Source organism: Burkholderia sp. BCC0397, assembly GCF_902832865.1.
GTDB lineage: Bacteria > Pseudomonadota > Gammaproteobacteria > Burkholderiales > Burkholderiaceae > Burkholderia.
In genome coordinates this window covers 98,166-115,930 of the sequence record NZ_CADFDL010000008.1, presented here as the reverse complement: position 1 = coordinate 115,930, position 17,765 = coordinate 98,166, and the positions used below count along the sequence as shown (strand labels likewise).

15 protein-coding genes, 1 tRNA gene and 1 pseudogene are annotated in these 17,765 nt (G+C 65.5%); 12 read left to right on the top strand and 5 right to left on the bottom strand.

Going from position 1 to position 17,765, the window contains the following annotated elements:
* Positions 1–281: 281 nt before the first annotated feature.
* The 4 genes from HWX03_RS23655 to HWX03_RS23640 all read left to right on the top strand — a co-directional run bounded on the left by HWX03_RS23655 (position 282) and on the right by HWX03_RS23640 (position 3,379).
* A complete protein-coding gene (locus tag HWX03_RS23655) occupies positions 282–995 on the top strand; it encodes a methyltransferase domain-containing protein (protein WP_175819972.1) in 714 nt (237 codons plus the stop codon).
* 131 nt (positions 996–1,126) lie between these two features.
* A tRNA-Pro gene (locus HWX03_RS23650) sits at positions 1,127–1,203 on the top strand.
* 140 nt (positions 1,204–1,343) lie between these two features.
* Positions 1,344–2,552, top strand: coding sequence for an outer membrane protein assembly factor BamC (gene bamC, locus HWX03_RS23645; protein WP_175872853.1), 1,209 nt, complete (start codon positions 1,344–1,346; stop codon positions 2,550–2,552).
* Between the two features lie 536 nt (positions 2,553–3,088).
* The gene (locus HWX03_RS23640) at positions 3,089–3,379 is read left to right on the top strand and encodes a putative quinol monooxygenase (protein ID WP_027810280.1); all 291 of its coding nucleotides are present in this window, start codon (positions 3,089–3,091) and stop codon (positions 3,377–3,379) included.
* A 46-nt stretch (positions 3,380–3,425) separates the two neighbouring features.
* On the opposite strand, the gene HWX03_RS23635 is transcribed toward HWX03_RS23640, so the two are convergent.
* From HWX03_RS23635 to HWX03_RS23625, 3 genes are all read right to left on the bottom strand, one after another.
* Positions 3,426–3,683, bottom strand: coding sequence for a hypothetical protein (locus tag HWX03_RS23635; protein ID WP_011351788.1), 258 nt, complete (start codon positions 3,681–3,683; stop codon positions 3,426–3,428).
* A gap of 136 nt (positions 3,684–3,819) precedes the next feature.
* Positions 3,820–4,095, bottom strand: coding sequence for a hypothetical protein (locus HWX03_RS23630; protein WP_006486101.1), 276 nt, complete (start codon positions 4,093–4,095; stop codon positions 3,820–3,822).
* Between the two features lie 221 nt (positions 4,096–4,316).
* Positions 4,317–5,033, bottom strand: coding sequence for a YdcF family protein (locus HWX03_RS23625; protein ID WP_175872852.1), 717 nt, complete (start codon positions 5,031–5,033; stop codon positions 4,317–4,319).
* A 160-nt stretch (positions 5,034–5,193) separates the two neighbouring features.
* Between HWX03_RS23625 and HWX03_RS23620 the strand changes: the two genes are divergently transcribed.
* Entirely contained in the window at positions 5,194–5,511 is a 318-nt protein-coding gene (locus HWX03_RS23620; RefSeq protein ID WP_059234696.1) for a hypothetical protein, read from the top strand.
* Positions 5,512–5,705: 194 nt separating this feature from the next.
* Here the strand turns inward: HWX03_RS23620 and HWX03_RS37005 are convergent, their stop codons facing one another.
* Positions 5,706–5,957, bottom strand: coding sequence for a hypothetical protein (locus HWX03_RS37005; protein ID WP_244107156.1), 252 nt, complete (start codon positions 5,955–5,957; stop codon positions 5,706–5,708).
* Positions 5,958–6,168: 211 nt separating this feature from the next.
* Positions 6,169–6,555, bottom strand: a pseudogene (locus tag HWX03_RS23615) (transposase); the annotation flags it as partial.
* 430 nt (positions 6,556–6,985) lie between these two features.
* Here HWX03_RS23615 and HWX03_RS23610 point away from each other — a divergent pair.
* The 7 genes from HWX03_RS23610 (at position 6,986) to infB (ending at position 17,679) form a co-directional block, all read left to right on the top strand.
* On the top strand, positions 6,986–7,888 hold the full coding sequence (locus tag HWX03_RS23610) for a LysR family transcriptional regulator (protein WP_012328377.1): 903 nt from the start codon (positions 6,986–6,988) through the stop codon (positions 7,886–7,888).
* A 75-nt stretch (positions 7,889–7,963) separates the two neighbouring features.
* Entirely contained in the window at positions 7,964–9,166 is a 1,203-nt protein-coding gene (locus HWX03_RS23605) for a pyridoxal phosphate-dependent aminotransferase (protein ID WP_175872851.1), read from the top strand.
* Between the two features lie 273 nt (positions 9,167–9,439).
* Positions 9,440–10,465, top strand: a complete 1,026-nt coding sequence (scpB, locus tag HWX03_RS23600) for an SMC-Scp complex subunit ScpB (RefSeq protein WP_175872850.1) — start codon at positions 9,440–9,442, stop codon at positions 10,463–10,465.
* A 60-nt stretch (positions 10,466–10,525) separates the two neighbouring features.
* Positions 10,526–12,289, top strand: a complete 1,764-nt coding sequence (rluB, locus tag HWX03_RS23595; RefSeq protein ID WP_175872849.1) for a 23S rRNA pseudouridine(2605) synthase RluB — start codon at positions 10,526–10,528, stop codon at positions 12,287–12,289.
* 452 nt (positions 12,290–12,741) lie between these two features.
* A complete protein-coding gene (rimP, locus tag HWX03_RS23590) occupies positions 12,742–13,200 on the top strand; it encodes a ribosome maturation factor RimP (protein WP_011351796.1) in 459 nt (152 codons plus the stop codon).
* Entirely contained in the window at positions 13,200–14,675 is a 1,476-nt protein-coding gene (nusA, locus tag HWX03_RS23585; RefSeq protein ID WP_174429487.1) for a transcription termination factor NusA, read from the top strand. The genes rimP and nusA overlap by 1 nt, the downstream gene beginning before the upstream one ends.
* A 91-nt stretch (positions 14,676–14,766) precedes the next feature.
* Complete coding sequence (gene infB / locus HWX03_RS23580; protein ID WP_175872848.1) at positions 14,767–17,679, top strand: translation initiation factor IF-2; 2,913 nt, start codon at positions 14,767–14,769, stop codon at positions 17,677–17,679.
* The last annotated feature ends 86 nt before the right edge of the window (positions 17,680–17,765 follow it).

Below are 17,765 nucleotides of genomic sequence, written 5' to 3'. Positions count from 1 at the left end.
GGCGCCCGGGCGCTGCGCGCCGGCGGGCGGCCGGACAATGGATTCGCGGTGGATGGACGGCCGGATCAAACGGTCGTTTGGTTTGTCCGGACCGTCGGCCGGCGCCTTTCGACGCAACCCTGAAAACCCGCGGCCGGCCTTGGCCGGCGCGGGTTTCACCCGACGCCTGAGCGGCGCGGCCCCCGGGCATCGACGGATACGATCGATGATGGCGGCGAGGTAAGATCGGTATCAGTGGCGGGTTCGATATCACAACACGGCAGCCATCACGGGGAAGCGCCATGGACCTGAAGGAAGTCGACGTACTGGGTGCGGGGGTGGGCGATCACTGGTACTACGCGTCGAAGGCGAGCGCAATTCGCCGGTTCCTCGGCGCGTCGGGCGCGAACCGGATACTCGACGTCGGGGCGGGTTCCGGTTTTTTCTCGAAGCATCTGCTCGAGCGCACGCAGGCGACGGAAGCATGGTGTGTCGATACGAGCTACGCCGACGACAGCGACGGCGAGGCGGCCGGCAAGCCCATCCACTTTCGGCGGTTCGTCGATCGATTCGATGCCGATCTCGTGTTGCTGATGGACGTGCTCGAACATGTCGACGACGATGTCGGGCTGCTGACGCAGTACGTGAAGGGTGCGCCTCCGGGCAGCCGATTCCTGATCACGGTTCCCGCGTTCCAGTTCCTGTGGAGCGGCCACGACGATTTCCTCGAGCACAAGCGCAGGTATACGCTCGGCGGCCTCGAAGGCGTGGCCCGGCGTGCGGGGCTCGACGTCGAGCACGGCGCCTATTATTTCGGCCTCACGTTTCCGCTCGCGGCCGCACTGCGACTGGGCGAGCGGGCGCGTTCGCATCCGCGCGAGCCTGCGTCGCAATTGCGCCGTCATCATCCATTCGTCAACGGCTTGCTCAAGACGATCTGCCGCATCGAGTTGCCGATGTTCCGCTTCAATCGCGTCGCCGGCCTGACGGTCATCTGCGTCGCGCGCAAGCGGTGACGGCGCTGCGGGAGCGGTGTCGCAGATTGCTTGCATCGGCGCCATCGCGCCAAAAAATTTCACGAGAACATTCACAAAATGCATGCGACCCGTTCTAAATCGGGAAACTGTCTGTTATAATTTTTTTCTTTCGGGGCGTAGCGCAGCCTGGTAGCGTACCTGCATGGGGTGCAGGTGGTCGGAGGTTCAAATCCTCTCGCCCCGACCAGACAAGAACCCGCGTCGGCTCAGGCTGACGCGGGTTTTTTCTTGGCCGTCGCTTTTTTGCACATCGCAGCGCGGCCCCGGTAAAATGCAAGGTTGATCCACGGAAAGCGCCGTGATTTAGCGGAAGAGGATTCCCCGAACATGACTGATCTTCGTCTTACCATGCGGTTCGCTGCAGTGCTCGCCACCGGCGCGCTCGTCGCCGGTTGCGGTACGTCGTCGCCCACGAAAGTGGACTACAAGAGCGATTCGAAATCGAAGGAAGCGTCGCTCGCAGTGCCGCCCAACATGCTCGACGAGACGGCCGATCAGCGTTCGCTGCCGCCCCAGGGCGGCGCGACATCCCTGTCCGCGCTCAAGCAGGTCCAGCAGGCCGCGCCCGCGCTGGACACCGTCGCGCCGGCCGTGGCCGGCATGCATATCCAGCGCGACGGCACCGAAAGCTGGCTCGTGATCGACGGCAAGCAGCCGGCCGCGATCTGGCCGCAGGTTCGCCGTTTCTGGCAGGAGCAGGGCTTCCTGCTCGTCGTCGACCAGCGCGACAAGGGCGTGATGGAAACCGACTGGAACGAAACCCATCCGCAGATCAACGACGGCCTGATCCGCAGCGTGATCTCGAAGGCGATGGGCAATTCGTACGTGACGGCCGAGCGCAACAAGTACCGTACGCGCCTCGATTCGGCGCCGAACGGCGGCACCTACGTGTTCATCAGCCAGAAAGGGATGCGCGAGGCGATCACCGGCGCGAACAACGATTCGAGCAAGTGGGAACCGAAGCCGAACGATCCCGCGCTCGAGACGGAATACCTGAAGCGGTTGATGGCCGTGCTCGCGCAGAACGAGCAGCGCGCGAAGAACGGTGAACCGCCGATCGCGAACATCAAGGACAACGCGGTACCGAAGGACAAGAAGGCCGATGCCGACGCGTCGTCGAAGGCTGCCGCGGCGATCGCCGCGCAGAATGTCTCGCGCACGTCCGCGCAAGGCAATGACGCGGCCGAAGCGGCCGTGCCGTCCGAAGTCACGCTCGGCGAGCCGTACGACCGGTCGTGGCTGCACGTCGGTCTCGCGCTCGATCGCGCGAACTTCACGGTCGACGATCGCGATCGCTCGAAGGGCCTGTATTTCGTGCGCTACGTCGATCCGAAGGATCTGACCTCGGCCGAGCAGGGTTTCTGGAGCCAGCTGTTCCACGGCAAGAAGGAAAAGCAGGCGAAGCAGTATCGCGTCAACGTGAAGGCGCTCACGGCCGATCAAACCCGCGTCGCGGTCGTCGACGATTCGGGCGCGATCGATACGTCGTCGGCGGCTCGCCAGATCATGGGGTTGCTCGTGAATCAGCTCCGCTGATCCCGGCGTTTCCCGCACCGTTGAAAAGCCCGCCATTCGGCGGGCTTTTTTCATGGCCGCTCGGCGGCGCGTACAGGTGTTCGAGTGGTCCGGCCCCGCCTCGTGACGTTACGTAACATCCGAGCGTTACGACGACAGAACACGTGTCACATTGTCGCCGATCTAAAAAAATGTCCTTATAAATCAATGGAATGTCGAGTTTGTGATGCCTGGCACGCAACCTGCTTTATAGGTTGGAATCGTTAGAACAGGGAGGGTGGCGTCAGAGTCCGGGGAATGCGCCGCGAGCGCCCGAACAACGGTATCGACGCCTTCACATGCCGACGCGACGAGCGTCGGCGCAACAGATGATGATCCGCGCCAGCGTGCGGGATCTCGATGGCCCCGTCGCCTATCCTCGTAGGGCGACGGTTTCGCCCGCGCTTCTCTGAAGCGCGGGCTATTTTTTTGGTGCCGTCGTCATGCCGTCTCGGCGTAGCCGATGCGCGGCGCGGGATTCGCGTATTCTCGGACTTTTTCGGATGAAGGAGGCGGGAATGGCGGAAATTGCAGTCGTGGCGCTGATCGTGGCGAAGCCGGGCGCCGAGGAAAAACTGCGCACCGTGCTCGAGGGAATCGTCGAGCCGACCCGCAACGAAGCCGGCGCATTGCAGTACGACCTGCACCGGGATCTGAAGGAGCCCGCGCGGTTCGTATTCGTCGAGCGTTGGGAGAGCGAGGAGGCGCTGGCCGCTCATGCGCGTTCCGCGCATATTCTCGCTTATCGCGAAGCGGCCGCGGACTGGATCGAGCGTTCCGAAATCCGCGTGCTGTCGAAGCTCGTCTGAGTCGAGCCGGATGGGGCGACCGGACGTGTCCGGTCGCGGCGGCGCGTCAGTGCGACGTGCTGGGTACGTCGAGGATCAGGATGATCGTCCAGTCGGCGTCGCCGTCATGGTGATACTGGCGCTCGGCAACGATGAACGGTTGCTGCTTCCCTTGCGGGCCGAGGAACAGCACGTCGCCCTCCATCGGCAGGCACTCGATCGGTGGCAGCGCGAGAAACGCGTCGGCCGAGCCGCGGGGCATCAGTTGCTTGATCTGGCGAGTGGCGGCTTCGGTCCACTCGATGTCGAGTTGAATGTTGCTCATGCTGTCCTCCGCACCGGGGTGCGCACGGGTGGAAAATTTCGGTGCGCGACTTTAGCACAGCGCGCGGGCGCCGCAACCAAAAAAGCCGAACCCGGTTGCCCGGATTCGGCTTGTCGCTGGAGCGGTGCCGCCGAACTTACTGGCTGGCAGCGTCTGCAGCCTTCGCCTTCTTGCCGGCCTTCTTCGCTGCTGCCTTGTGATGCGCAGCCTTCTTGCCGTGGTGATGCTCTTCCTGCGCCGCCGGCTGTGCCGCTTCGGCCGCTTGCTGCTGTTGCAGCGCTTGTGCGCGCTGCTCGATCTCGGCGATCTTGGCCGGATCGGTGATGGTCTGGATCTGCGTGCTCTCTTGCGCATACGCTGCGCCAGTCAGCGCCGACATCGCTACCAGGATAGCCAGGGACGTCTTCTTCATTGCTTTACCTCCGCTAAGTGGTGATGAACCCGAGTGTTGCCGTTTTGTCTGGCGACTGCAATCGAGTGCGTGTCGAGTGTAACAAAAGTGACGGATCAATGTGCACCGGATCGCCGCACGACGCAAGGCCCCGTTGAAGTCGCGCAACACTTCGCGCACGTCGTCACGCGTCTGCCATCCAGGGTGGTGCAGCGATTTTCGCGGAGGTTTTCGCGGCGTCGTCAAAACCAGCCGAGCCAACGATACACGTGGAATTGCGCGATCCCGACCAGCTCGTGCAGCGCCTGCTCGGCGTTGGCCACATTACGCCAGCGCGGCAGCCAGCCCGTCTGCGCGCGTCGGAGATTCGCGTAAACGGGCTGCGGATCGATGCCGAAACGGCGGAAATCGAGCAGCGCCCGGCGCATCTGGTACGACGACGTGACGAGAATGCGCGTGTCGTCATACTGTGAGCGTAGTATAGACGCAGTGAATTTCGCGTTTTCGTAGGTGGTGCGGCTGTTCGGTTCGAGCACGAGGTCGGCCGGCGCCACGCCTTGCGCGACGAGCTGGCGCCCGTAGACGGCCGCCTCGGTCTCGCCGTGATGCTGCGGGTCGCCGCCCGACATCACCACGGTGCAGCGTTCGGCCTGCTGCCGGCACGTGCGATAGAGCGCCGCCACCTTGTGAATGCGCGCGACGCCGTCGGGCGGCGGCTGCAATCCGGTGTCGGTGCGGCGCGTGCCGGCGCCGATGAGGATCAGCGTGGTTCGCCCGTGCATGTCGGGGTGCTCGACCGGCGTGACGCCGGCCTCGGTCCAGGCGATCAGCGGCGCCGCAAGCCAGCCCGTCGCCAGCAGCCAGAACAGCGCAGCGGCGGCGATCGAAATGGTTCGACGCTGCTTGCGGCAGAGCATGAAACCGATGAAGAGAAGTACAAATGAATCGAACAGAATCAATTTGATTGGGGTATGGTGTCTTTTTATGGACGGCTGACGATACGGCCCTGACGCGACGCCGAACAACGTCGGCCTCCAGAATCGGTGGCGGTTTCGGCGGGCGGAGACCCCGCCCGGCTCGCCGCTTCGCATTGTCGCTGCACTTTAAGAAAGAATCGAGATGGCCACGTATTCCAACGAAGCGGTGCTCGACGCATTGAGACGAGTGCAGTACCGCCAGGTACCGTGGGCACGCCGCCCGGGCGTGTTCGAGTATCTCCGTTCGCTTGGGCTGATGGACACGGTCAGGCAGAAAACCGTTGCCCCCGCACCGGGTTTTCATGCACCGGTCGACATCGCCATACTGACCGACAGCGGCCGAGCCGAATTCTCGCGCCTCGAGCGCGACGAGAAATTACTTTCCTGGACTGATCGCCGCATGGACGACTACGCATTGAGCGAAGCGAGCGCCGTGGCGATTCTCGAAAGTCGCCTGTAGCGGTTCTCCCTCCCGTCCCGTGCATCGCCGTGCAGGCCGGCGGGGCAAAAAAAAGCCCGTATCACGAGGATACGGGCGTACCGGATACTTTTGCTGCTGCCACGCTGTGCTCATGGCAACGATGTGACTCGTCGCATGCGGTGCAGTTCCCGGATGCGGGCATTTTCTTTGGCGAAATCTCGAAATTGGCAGGACTACGGATGACGCGGCACGCCCGGCGGCTGTGAGCCGATTCGCGCCCGCGCGTTGCTGGCGATGTCGCCGCGCAAGTCGCCGCGCGGCACGGTTTGTCGGCTGGACGCGTTTGCGGGCGGCGGCTGTCGAAAGGTGTTCCGGTGATCCTGCTGGCGATGGGGCGGCTTCGCGCGATCGTCGGCATGGACGGGAGTGCTCAGCGCCACGGAAACGACAATGCCGCATGCAACGAGCAGTGACATTGTTTTCATGGCGGGGCTCCCTTCAAGCCGTCAGTGCGGCCTGTTGATATGTCGCTAAGGTAAGCGCGGGAGTGCAGGCTTGCTGTAAATATTGGTAAATAGTTGTTTCGCGGCACGACAACGGTAATCGACGGCAAGGCATGCGTCGCGAAAAAGGTCGCGTCGCAGAAAGAAACCGGGCGGCCGAAGCCGCCCGATCGAGCATGCGTTACGCCATCTTGACGGGCGCGCGCCAGGATTCCGGATTGGTCCAGAAGGCGCCGCGCAGCCGGTCGCGGCTCGGCGGGGCGGGCGGCTTCGCCGCACTGGCGCCGATGCGTCCGCGCAGCGAGATCTGCCGGCCGCTGGTGCCGAGTCGTTTCACGATTTCGGCGAGCGTACCGTCCGCCTGCCATTCGTCGAAGCGGCGGCGGCAGGTCGGCGGGGACGGATAGCGGCCCGGCAGTTTCGACCAGCCTTCACCCGTCGACAGCACCCACAGCACCGCGTTGACCACCGATCGGGCTTCCACGCGGGGACGGCCGCGCCGCTCACTCCGTGCGGGCTCCGAGCAAAACAGACCCTCGACCAGCGCCCACTCGTTATCTCTCAAATCGTCGAACAGCATCATGTCCTCACCTCAGCGAAGCTAACTCCGGTGCGCTGCCCTGCGCCGCGCACTCTTCAAGCACTCGATCGTCGAGTGCCGGGTGGGGGCGTCCGGTTGGCCGGCAGCGGCGTTTCTGCTCTTCCGTCCGACGAACCTGCACCCTGTGCGCAAGGTTATGCACGAAGCGTGCCATGTCGGAGGTGAATCCCTCGAGAGCCGCTTGGCAGCGAGCTAACGGCTAAGTCAGCTAGGGGCGTATAAGACGCCAAAATAACCCGTGAGCAAATCGGGACAATCACCAATCTTGTGCAATTCGCCCATGTCACGTGCGTTTGCGAACATATTGCACCGCAGCGAAACATGTGCGACGGGTGCCGGATTGGTTCACCGAAGCCGGTTTCGCGCATTAAAATCGTGCATCGATAGCGACGATTGATGAGGTCAGGACATGAACGTCACGCTGCGCCAGCTTCGCGTATTCATCGAAGTCGCGCGGCTCAAGAGCTTCAGTCGGGCGGGTGACGAGATCGGGCTCACGCAGTCCGCGGTCAGCCGTTGCGTGCGCGAGCTCGAGGCCGAACTCGGGCTGAAGCTGATCGACCGCACGACGCGCGACGTGCAACTGACCGACGTCGGCGCGAACCTGATCGCGAGCGTGTCGCGCCTGCTCGACGATCTCGACGACACGCTGCGCGAGATTCGCGAGATCGGCGAGCAGCGCCGCGGGCGCGTGATCGTCGCGGCAAGCCCGACGATCGCATGCAGGCTGATGCCGCGCGTGGTGGCGTCGTGCGAGCGCCAGTTCCCGTTCGTGACGCTCGGCCTGCGCGACGACGTGCAGAGCGACGTGCTGCGCAAGGTGAAATCGAGCGAAGTCGACTTCGGCGTCGTGATCGGGCCGCTGACGGTCGCCGATCTCGTCTGCGAGCCGTTGATGACCGATTCGTTCTGCCTTGTCGCGCGCGCCGACCATCCGCTCGCGGCGCGGGCCGAGGTGCCGTGGACGGCGCTGGACGGCGAGCGCCTCGTGCTGCTCGATCATGCGTCGGGCAGCCGGCCGCTGATCGATGCGGCGCTGGCCACGCATCGCGTCAACGCGACGGTCATGCAGGAACTCGGGCATTCGGCGACCGTGTTCGGGCTGGTCGAGGCCGGTGTCGGCGTGAGCGTGCAGCCGTGGCTGTCGCTGCCGCTGCCCGCCGGCTCGACGCTCGTCGCACGGCCGCTCACGCCGCGCACCGAACGCACCGTCGAACTGGTGCGTCGCCGCGACCGGTCGTTGTCGCCTGCCGCGCAGGCGATCTGGGAGCTCGTGCGGCAGATGCCGGCGAGGGCCGAGGATCTCGACTGACGTGCGCCGACGTGCGCCGGTCCGGCTTGCCGGCCGGTACACTACGCGGATCGTGTTCCTGGGCGGTGGTTCTCGATGACGCATTCCGCAGGTTTTTTCCCGACGAACGATGAGCCGGCGGCGCGCACCGCGGTGCACGCGCTGCGTCCGTCGCTGATCCGCGAGGTCGCAAACGCCGGCTTCGGCGTGCCGGACATGCTGCCGTTCTGGTTCGGCGAATCCGATCGCGTGACGCCGGACTTCATCCGCGACGCCGCGGCGGCGGCGCTGCGCGACGGCGCGACCTTCTACACGCACAATCTCGGCACGGCGCCGCTGCGCGACGCGATCGCGGCCTATGTCGGCATGCGTCACGGTGCGACGGCGGCCGACACGGTCGCCGTGACGAGTTCCGGCGTGAGTGCGCTGATGCTGGCTACCCAGATGCTGGTCGGGCCCGGCGAGCGTGTCGTCGCGGTCACGCCGCTGTGGCCGAATCTCGTCGAGATTCCGAAGATCCTCGGAGCGCAGGTCGAGTGCGTGCCGCTCGGCTACGGCGACACGGGCTGGCAGCTCGATGTCGGCCGGCTGCTCGCGGCGCTGACGCCCGATACGCGGATGCTGCTGATCAATTCGCCGAACAACCCGACCGGCTGGACGATGTCGCGCGACGATCAGCAGGCCGTGCTCGCCCATTGCCGTCGTCACGGCATCTGGCTGGTCGCCGACGAGGTGTACGAGCGGCTCGCGTTCGACGAGGGCGGCGCGCCGTCGTTCCTCGATATCGCGTCTCGCGACGAGCGCGTCGTGGTCGTGAATTCCTTCTCGAAGGCGTGGGCGATGACGGGCTGGCGGCTCGGATGGCTGATTGCGCCGGCATCGGTGATGGGCGACCTGTCGAAGCTCGTCGAATACAACACGTCGTGTGCGCCGGGCTTCGTGCAGGCCGCGGCCGAGGTCGCGTTGCGCGACGGCGAGCCGTTCGTGCGGTCGTTCGTCACGGCGCTGCGCGACGCGCGCGATCACCTGGTCGCCGCGCTGCGGACGCTGCCGGGCGTCGAGGTGCCGCCTCCGCCGGGCGCGATGTACCTGTTCCTGCGGCTGCCGGGCGCGGCCGACAGCCTGGCGTTCTGCAAGACGCTGGTGCGCGACGCGGGGCTCGGCCTGGCGCCCGGTCGCGCGTTCGGCCCGGAGGGGGAAGGGTTCGTGCGCTGGTGCTATGCGTGCGATCCGGCGCGGCTCGACGCGGGCGTCGAGCGGCTGCGCCGGTTCCTGGCGCACGGCGCGGCCGCACGCTGAAGCGGGGTCGGAGCGGACGCCCGCGCCGTGCGGCGGCCTGTTCCGCTCATCTTTACGCACCGGGCAATTTTGCGTAATATGGCGTTCAGTCACGCGGTTCCGTCGTTGAGCCGTGCTGTTCCGTCCGGTTTGGGCCTGGCCTGAAGTTGGTTCGCCGCCCCCCGGTTCGTGCTCCCATCAATATGACCGATCAGAATCGGGCGAGCGCGTCTTCCGTTCCTTTCGTCTGTTTGTTGATCCGGTTCGTTTGACCACAGGGTCTGGCCTAGCTGCATGAATACCCAAGAGGCGAAGATCGTCCTCGAGACTGCTTTGATCTGCGCGCAGGAACCGCTGAAGCTCGGCGATTTGCGCAAGCTCTTTGCCGACGGCGTGTCGGCTGACACGGTCCGCACGTTGCTCGAAGATCTGAAACAGGATTGGTCCGGTCGCGGTGTCGAACTGGTGGCGCTGGCGACCGGATGGCGCTTTCAGAGCAAGCCGGCGATGCGTCATTATCTGGATCGCCTGCATCCCGAGAAGCCGCCGAAATATTCGCGTGCGGTACTCGAAACGCTCGCGATCATTGCGTACCGGCAGCCCGTCACGCGCGGCGACATCGAAGAGATTCGCGGCGTCACGGTCAATACGCAGGTGGTCAAGCAACTCGAGGATCGCGGCTGGATCGAGGTGATCGGTCATCGCGACGTGCCGGGGCGTCCGGCGCTGTATGCAACGACCAAGCAGTTTCTCGACGATCTCGGCCTGAAGGCGCTCGACGACCTGCCGGCGCTCGAAGAGCCGGCCGCGAACATCGAGGCCGCGCTGCTCGCGCAGCAGGCCATGGATTTCGACGGTGACATGCCGGTGGCCGACGATGCTGCGGCCGATGTGCCGCAGGCGCTCGCGGATGAAGCGCCCGCCGGCCAGTCGGTCGAGGTGCCGGCCGACGTCGCGTCGACGCAGGAAATTCCGGGTCGCGATACGCTCGATGCTGATCGCGAACATACGAAACATACGGAACAGGTTGGCGCCGAAGCAGTGCCGACCGGTGTGCAGCCCGAGCCGCAGCGTGCGGATTGGAGCGAGGAAGATCGCAAGCCGGCCGCCGAAGCGGCTGCCGGAGACGGGGCGGAAGCGGCCGGCGACATGCCCGGCGAGGCCGATCAGGCCGACGCCTCCCGTTCCCGTCCCGCGGACGACGAGACGCTGGACGACACGTCCGACAGTCTCGCGGATGCCGTACGAAGCGCCAGTGCGCCGATCGGCGCCGACGCGCTGCCGGACGACGAAGCAGAACCCAAACAGCGTCGCGCCTGATCGCGGCCAACTTCTTGCCGCGCCCCCGCCGGGCGCGAGACCTGACATTTTGAGGTTGTTTTGACAGATATCCACGATATTGAATCGTCCGCGCCTGCCGTGCAGGCAGCGCGTGCCGACGATGCGCCGGAGCAGGATGCTTCGGCCGCGGGTGGCGACGAGCGTCCCCGCCGCGGTCTGCGGCGCGGCCCGCGCAGCCTGATTGCGCGGCGTCGCGCGGCGGCCAAGTCGAAGGGCGCCGAAGGCGAGCCGCAGGGTGCCGAGGGCGCGGATGCGCAGCCGGTCGAGGCTGCCGACGCGCAGCCGGCGCGTGCGCCGCGCAAGGAAGGCGCGGCCAAGGGCGGTCGCAAGCCGGCCGGCAAGCGCGAAGGCGCGGCGAAGGGCGGCCAGGGTGGCCAAGGCGCCCAGGGCCGTCGCGGTGCACCGAAGGCCGAAGGCGGCTCGGCGAAGGCCGTGGAAGGCGATGCGTCCGAGGACGAACTGTTCGCGTACGTGACGTCGCCCGCCTTCGACGCGGACAACTCCGCGGGCGGCAGCGGCGTGCGTGCGCCGATGCTGCGCCGCGGCCGCAGCCAGCAGCCTGCGAACAAGCGCGTGCTGTCGCCGGACGACGACGCGCCGAAGCTCCACAAGGTGCTGGCGGAAGCGGGCATGGGTTCGCGCCGCGAAATGGAAGAGCTGATCGTCGCCGGCCGCGTGTCGGTGAACGGCGAGCCCGCGCACATCGGCCAGCGGATCATGCCGACCGACCAGGTGCGGATCAACGGCAAGCCGGTCAAGCGCAAGCTGCCGAACAAGCCGCCGCGCGTGCTGCTGTATCACAAGCCGACGGGCGAAATCGTCAGCCACGCGGATCCGGAAGGCCGTCCGTCGGTGTTCGACCGTCTGCCGCCGATGAAAACGGCGAAATGGCTTGCGGTGGGCCGCCTCGACTTCAATACCGAAGGTCTGCTGATGCTGACGACCTCCGGTGACCTCGCGAACCGCTTCATGCATCCGCGTTACAGCGTCGAGCGCGAGTACGCGGTGCGCGTCGTCGGCGAGCTGGCCGAAGGCATGCGGCAGAAGCTGCTGCACGGCGTCGAGCTCGACGACGGTCCGGCGAATTTCCTGCGCATCCGCGATGGCGGCGGCGAAGGCACGAACCACTGGTATCACGTCGCGCTGGCCGAAGGCCGCAACCGCGAAGTGCGGCGGATGTTCGAGGCGGTCGGCCTGATGGTGAGCCGGCTGATCCGTACGCGTCACGGCCCGATTCCGCTGCCGCGCGGCCTGAAGCGTGGCCGTTGGGAAGAGCTCGACGACGCGCAGGTGCGCAAGCTGATGGCGACCGTCGGCCTGAAGGCGCCGTCCGAGGAGAAGGGCAAGCGCGGCGCTGCCGCGCCGACCGAGCGTCGCCAGCCCGATCCGATGCAGACGTCGATGGGCTTCATCAGCCGCGAGCCGGTGCTGACGACGCACGGGCAACTCGACCAGCCGCGTCGCGGCGGTGGCCGACGCGGCGGGCCGGGCCTGCCGGGCTTGAGCGGCTACGGCAGCCTGCCGGTTGCGCCGTCGGGCTACGGTAACCGTCCGGGCGGCGGCCGTGATGGCAATCGTACGGGTGGCGGCCGCGACGGCAATCGCACCGGCGGCGGTCGCGATGTCGACGGCAATCGCGCGTCGTATGGCGCCGGCCCCAAGCGCGATGGCGCGGGCGGCAAGCGCGGCGGCAGCAAGGGTGGCGGCAACCGCAATCCGAACACCAATCGTGCCGAAGGCGCCGGCAACGGCGGCCCGCGCGGCGGTCAGCGTCCGCAGCGCAGTCGCACGCGCAGCCGCTAAGCGCCTATTGATTGGCGTACGGCGGCGCAAAGCCGCCGGCTCGTCGGCCTGGCCGGCGTCCGGCCGGTTTTGTCGACACGACGCATGGCGTTGATGGGTTTCGGCTGCATCGTTGTCGCGTGCCGCGGCAACGACGATCGCCGGTTCGGTAGGGTGGTATCGGTCGATCGGGCAGCCCGATTTCGCATTTTCGGTCCGTAAAGGCAGCCGACGCGCTGCTTTTACCGGCTGGCTTGGCGTTTGCGCCAAAAATCGCTATAATCGCGGAGTCGCTGGGCGTACGGATTCAATGTGCGGCTCAGGTGCGACCACCAGTAAGAGAAGATGGGCGTTCCGCCCATTTTTTTTTGCTGAAACGGTTAGGCATCTCGGGTAGCGCTTCCTGCGCCGGCTAAGGCGCGCGCCCGCGGGTGTAATCGCGAGCGGCGGGCGCGAACACCTGAGAGGACACAGTGCAACTGACGGAACTGATAGAAACCACGGTCACCGGGCTCGGCTACGAGCTGGTGGATCTCGAGCGCACCGGGCGCGGCATGCTTTGCATCTATATCGATCAGCCTGCCGGCATCTCGCTCGAAGATTGCGAAAAGGTCACGCGTCAGCTCCAGCACGTCTTGACGGTCGAAAACATCGATTACGAACGGCTCGAAGTCTCGTCCCCGGGGCTCGACCGCCCGTTGAAGAAGCTGGCCGACTTCGAGCGCTTCGCCGGCAGCGAAGTTTCCGTGACCTTGAAAAAGCCGCTGGACGGGCGCAAGACGTACCGGGGCATTCTGCACGCGCCGAATGGCGAAACGATCGGTTTGGAATTTGAGGGGAAGAAGGGCGAGGCAGCCATGCTGGATTTCACGCTGGCCGATATCGATAAAGCCCGCCTGATTCCGCAAGTTGACTTTAGGAGCCGCAAATAATGAGTCGCGAAGTGTTGATGCTGGTGGATGCGCTGGCGCGCGAGAAAAACGTCGACAAGGATGTGGTGCTGGGCGCCCTCGAGGCTGCGCTCGCGTCCGCTTCCAAGAAGCTGTTCGACGAAGGCGCCGAAATCCGCGTCCATATCGATCGCGAAAGCGGCGAGCACGAAACCTTCCGTCGCTGGCTCGTCGTGCCCGACGAGGCAGGCTTGCAGGAGCCGGATCGCGAGATCCTGCTGTTCGAAGCACGTGAGCAGAAGCCCGACGTCGAAGTCGGCGAGTATGTCGAGGAACCCGTTCCGTCGATCGAGTTCGGTCGCATCGGCGCGCAGGCCGCGAAGCAGGTGATCCTGCAGAAGGTGCGCGACGCGGAGCGCGAGCAGATCCTGAACGACTATCTCGAGCGTGGCGAAAAGATCATGACGGGTGCGGTGAAGCGCCTCGACAAGGGCAACTTCATCGTCGAATCGGGCCGCGTCGAGGCGCTGCTGCGCCGCGATCAGCTGATCCCGAAGGAAAACCTGCGCGTGGGCGACCGCGTGCGTGCGTACATCGCGAAGGTCGACCGCACCGCGCGCGGCCCGCAGATCGAGCTGTCGCGCACGGCGCCCGAATTCCTGATGAAGCTGTTCGAGATGGAAGTGCCGGAAATCGAGCAGGGCCTGCTCGAGATCAAGGCGGCTGCCCGTGACCCGGGCGTGCGCGCGAAGATCGGCGTCATCGCGTACGACAAGCGGATCGATCCGATCGGCACCTGCGTCGGCATCCGCGGCTCCCGCGTGCAGGCCGTGCGCAACGAGCTCGGTGGCGAAAACATCGACATCGTGCTATGGTCGGAGGATCCCGCCCAGTTCGTGATCGGCGCGCTCGCGCCGGCAGCTGTCCAGTCGATCGTCGTCGATGAAGAAAAGCATTCGATGGACGTCGTCGTCGACGAGAACGAACTGGCTGTCGCGATCGGCCGCAGCGGTCAGAACGTTCGCCTTGCCGGCGAACTGACCGGCTGGCAGATCAACATCATGACGCCGGACGAATCCGCCCTGAAGCAGGGCGAAGAGCGCGACCGGCTGCGTGCACTGTTCATGGCGCGTCTCGACGTCGACGAAGAAGTTGCCGACATCCTGATCGACGAAGGCTTCACGAGCCTCGAAGAGATCGCGTACGTGCCGCTCAACGAAATGCTCGAAATCGAAGCGTTCGACGAGGACACCGTGCACGAACTGCGCAACCGCGCACGCGACGCGCTGTTGACGATGGCCATCGCGAATGAAGAAAAGGTCGAGAACGCAGCGCTGGATCTCAAGAGCCTCGACGGCATCACGCCGGAGCTGCTCGCGAAGCTGGCCGAACACGGCGTGCAGACGCGCGACGATCTCGCCGAACTGGCTGTAGATGAACTGGTCGACATGACCGGGATGGAAGAGGATGCCGCTAAGGCGTTGATCATGAAAGCACGTGAACATTGGTTCCAGTGAGAAATGACCATGGCGCACTGATTTGATGGCGGCCGTATGGCCTGACCCGATGCTAACCGCAAGGAATCGGTCCTTGCACTAAGAGGAATGAATGGCGAGTAACAACGTAGCCCAATTTGCCGCGGAACTGAAAATGCCTGCTGGTGTGCTGCTCGAACAGCTGCAGGCAGCGGGCGTCCAGAAAGCGAGTGAAGACGATGCGCTGTCCGAAGCGGACAAGGCGCGTCTGCTCGATCATTTGCGCAAGTCGCACGGCGCAACTGACGGCGACAAGCGCAAGATCACGCTGACCCGCAAGCATACGTCGGAGATCAAGCAATCTGACGCGACGGGCAAGGCTCGCACCATTCAGGTCGAGGTTCGCAAGAAGCGTACGTTCGTCAAGCGCGACGACGTGAGCGACGGTGCGGAACAGGGTCAGGCGCAGGTCGCCGAAGCGGACGACGATGCAGAACTGAAGCGTCGCGAGGAAGAGGCGCGCCGCGAGGCCGAGCTGCTCGAGAAGCAGGCGCAGGAGTTGCGCGAGCGTCAGGAACGCCTCGAACGCGAGGAAGCCGAACGTCGCGCCCGCGAGGAAGCGGCCGAGGCCGAGCGCCGTCGCGCCGAGGAAGAAGCAGCGGCGAAGCGTACCGCGGCGGAAGCCGCGGCAGCGCAGCAGGCGGCAGCCCAGCAGGCCGCCGCAGCCGAGCAGGAAACGGCGCCGACGCAGTCCGCGCAGGACGAAGCACGCGCAGCCGCCGAACGTGCGGCGCAGCGCGAAGCGGCGAAGAAGGCCGAGGACGCTGCCCGCGAGGCGGCCGACAAGGCGCGCGCCGAGCAGGAAGAGATCAGCAAGCGTCGCGCGGCGGCGGAAGCCGAAGCACGCGCGATCCGCGAAATGATGAACACGCCGCGCAAGGCCGTGGTCAAGGCAGTCGAGCCGCCGAAGCCGGTCGAGCCGCCGAAGCCGGCTGAAGCGAAGGGCACGCTGCACAAGCCGGCGAAGCCGGAAGGCGCGCAGGCGCGTCCGGCCGTGAAGAAGCCGGCCGGCGCCGCACCGGCCACGACGCAGGCGCCGGCAGGCGCGGGCGACCGCAACAAGAAGCCGGGTGCCGGCAAGGGCGGCTGGCAGGACGACGCGTCGAAGCGTCGCGGCATCAAGACGCGCGGCGACTCGAGCGGCGGCGTCGACCGCGGCTGGCGCGGCGGCCCGAAGGGTCGCGGCCGTCACCAGGACAGCTCGACGTTCCAGGCGCCGACCGAGCCGATCGTTCGCGAAGTGCACGTGCCGGAAACCGTGTCGGTTGCCGATCTCGCGCACAAGATGTCGATCAAGGCCTCCGAAGTCATCAAGGTGATGATGAAGATGGGCCAGATGGTCACGATCAACCAGGTGCTGGACCAGGAAACGGCGATGATCATCGTCGAGGAACTGGGCCACCGCGCGGTTGCCGCGAAGCTGGACGATCCGGAAGCGCTGCTCGTCGAAGGCGAAACGGGTACCGATGCAGAGCAACTGCCGCGTCCGCCGGTCGTCACGGTCATGGGTCACGTCGACCACGGCAAGACCTCGCTGCTCGACCACATTCGCCGTGCGAAGGTTGCCGCGGGCGAAGCGGGCGGCATTACGCAGCACATCGGCGCGTATCACGTCGACACGCCGCGTGGCGTCATCACGTTCCTCGATACGCCGGGTCACGAAGCGTTCACGGCAATGCGTGCACGCGGCGCGAAGGCGACCGACATCGTGGTGCTGGTGGTGGCGGCCGACGACGGCGTGATGCCGCAGACGAAGGAAGCCATCGCCCACGCGAAGGCGGGCGGCGTGCCGATCGTCGTCGCGATCAACAAGATCGACAAGCCGGACGCGAACCTCGATCGCGTCAAGCAGGAGCTGGTCGCGGAAGGCGTCGTGCCGGAAGAATACGGTGGCGATTCGCCGTTCGTGCCGGTGTCGGCAAAGACGGGCGCGGGTATCGACGATCTGCTCGAGAACGTGCTGCTGCAAGCCGAAGTGCTGGAACTGAAGGCACCGATCGAAGCACCGGCCAAGGGTATCGTGATCGAAGCGAAGCTCGACAAGGGGAAAGGCCCGGTCGCGACGATCCTCGTGCAGTCCGGTACGCTGAACCGCGGCGACGTCGTGCTGGCGGGTACGGCCTACGGCCGCGTGCGCGCGATGCTCGACGAGAACGGCAAGCCGACGAAGGAAGCCGGCCCGTCGATTCCGGTCGAAATCCAGGGTCTGTCGGAAGTGCCGGGTGCGGGCGAGGAAGTGATCGTGCTGCCGGACGAGCGCAAGGCGCGTGAAATCGCGCTGTTCCGTCAGGGCAAGTTCCGCGACGTGAAGCTCGCGAAGCAGCAGGCCGCGAAGCTGGAAAGCATGCTCGAGCAGATGGGCGAAGGCGAAGTGCAGAACCTGCCGCTCATCATCAAGGCCGACGTGCAGGGCTCGCAGGAAGCGCTCGTGCAGTCGCTGCTCAAGCTGTCGACCGACGAAGTGCGCGTGCAGATCGTGCACAGCGCGGTGGGCGGCATCAGCGAAAACGACGTCAACCTCGCGACGGCATCGAAGGCGGTCATCATCGGCTTCAACACGCGTGCGGATGCACAGGCGCGCAAGCTGGCCGAGTCGAACGGCATCGACATCCGCTACTACAACATCATCTACGACGCAGTGGATGAGGTGAAGGCGGCGATGTCGGGCATGCTCGCGCCGGAGAAGCGCGAAGTCATCACCGGCATGGTCGAGGTGCGTCAGGTCTTCAAGGTGCCGAAGATCGGTGCAGTCGCCGGCTGTATGGTGACGGACGGTATCGTCAAGCGCTCGTCGTCGGTGCGCGTGTTGCGCAACAACGTCGTGATCTTCACGGGCGAACTCGAATCGCTGAAGCGCTTCAAGGACGACGTGAAGGAAGTGAAGCAAGGCTTCGAGTGCGGTATGTCGGTGAAGAACTTCAACGACATCGTCGAAGGCGACCAGTTCGAAGTCTTCGAAGTGACCGAAGTCGCACGTACGCTGTAATCGTCGCGTATCGGCTCATGGGCGGGGCAGGCTTGGGCTTGCCCCGCCCATTTTCATGGCGGCGTGCCGAACATGGCCGCCGCTTC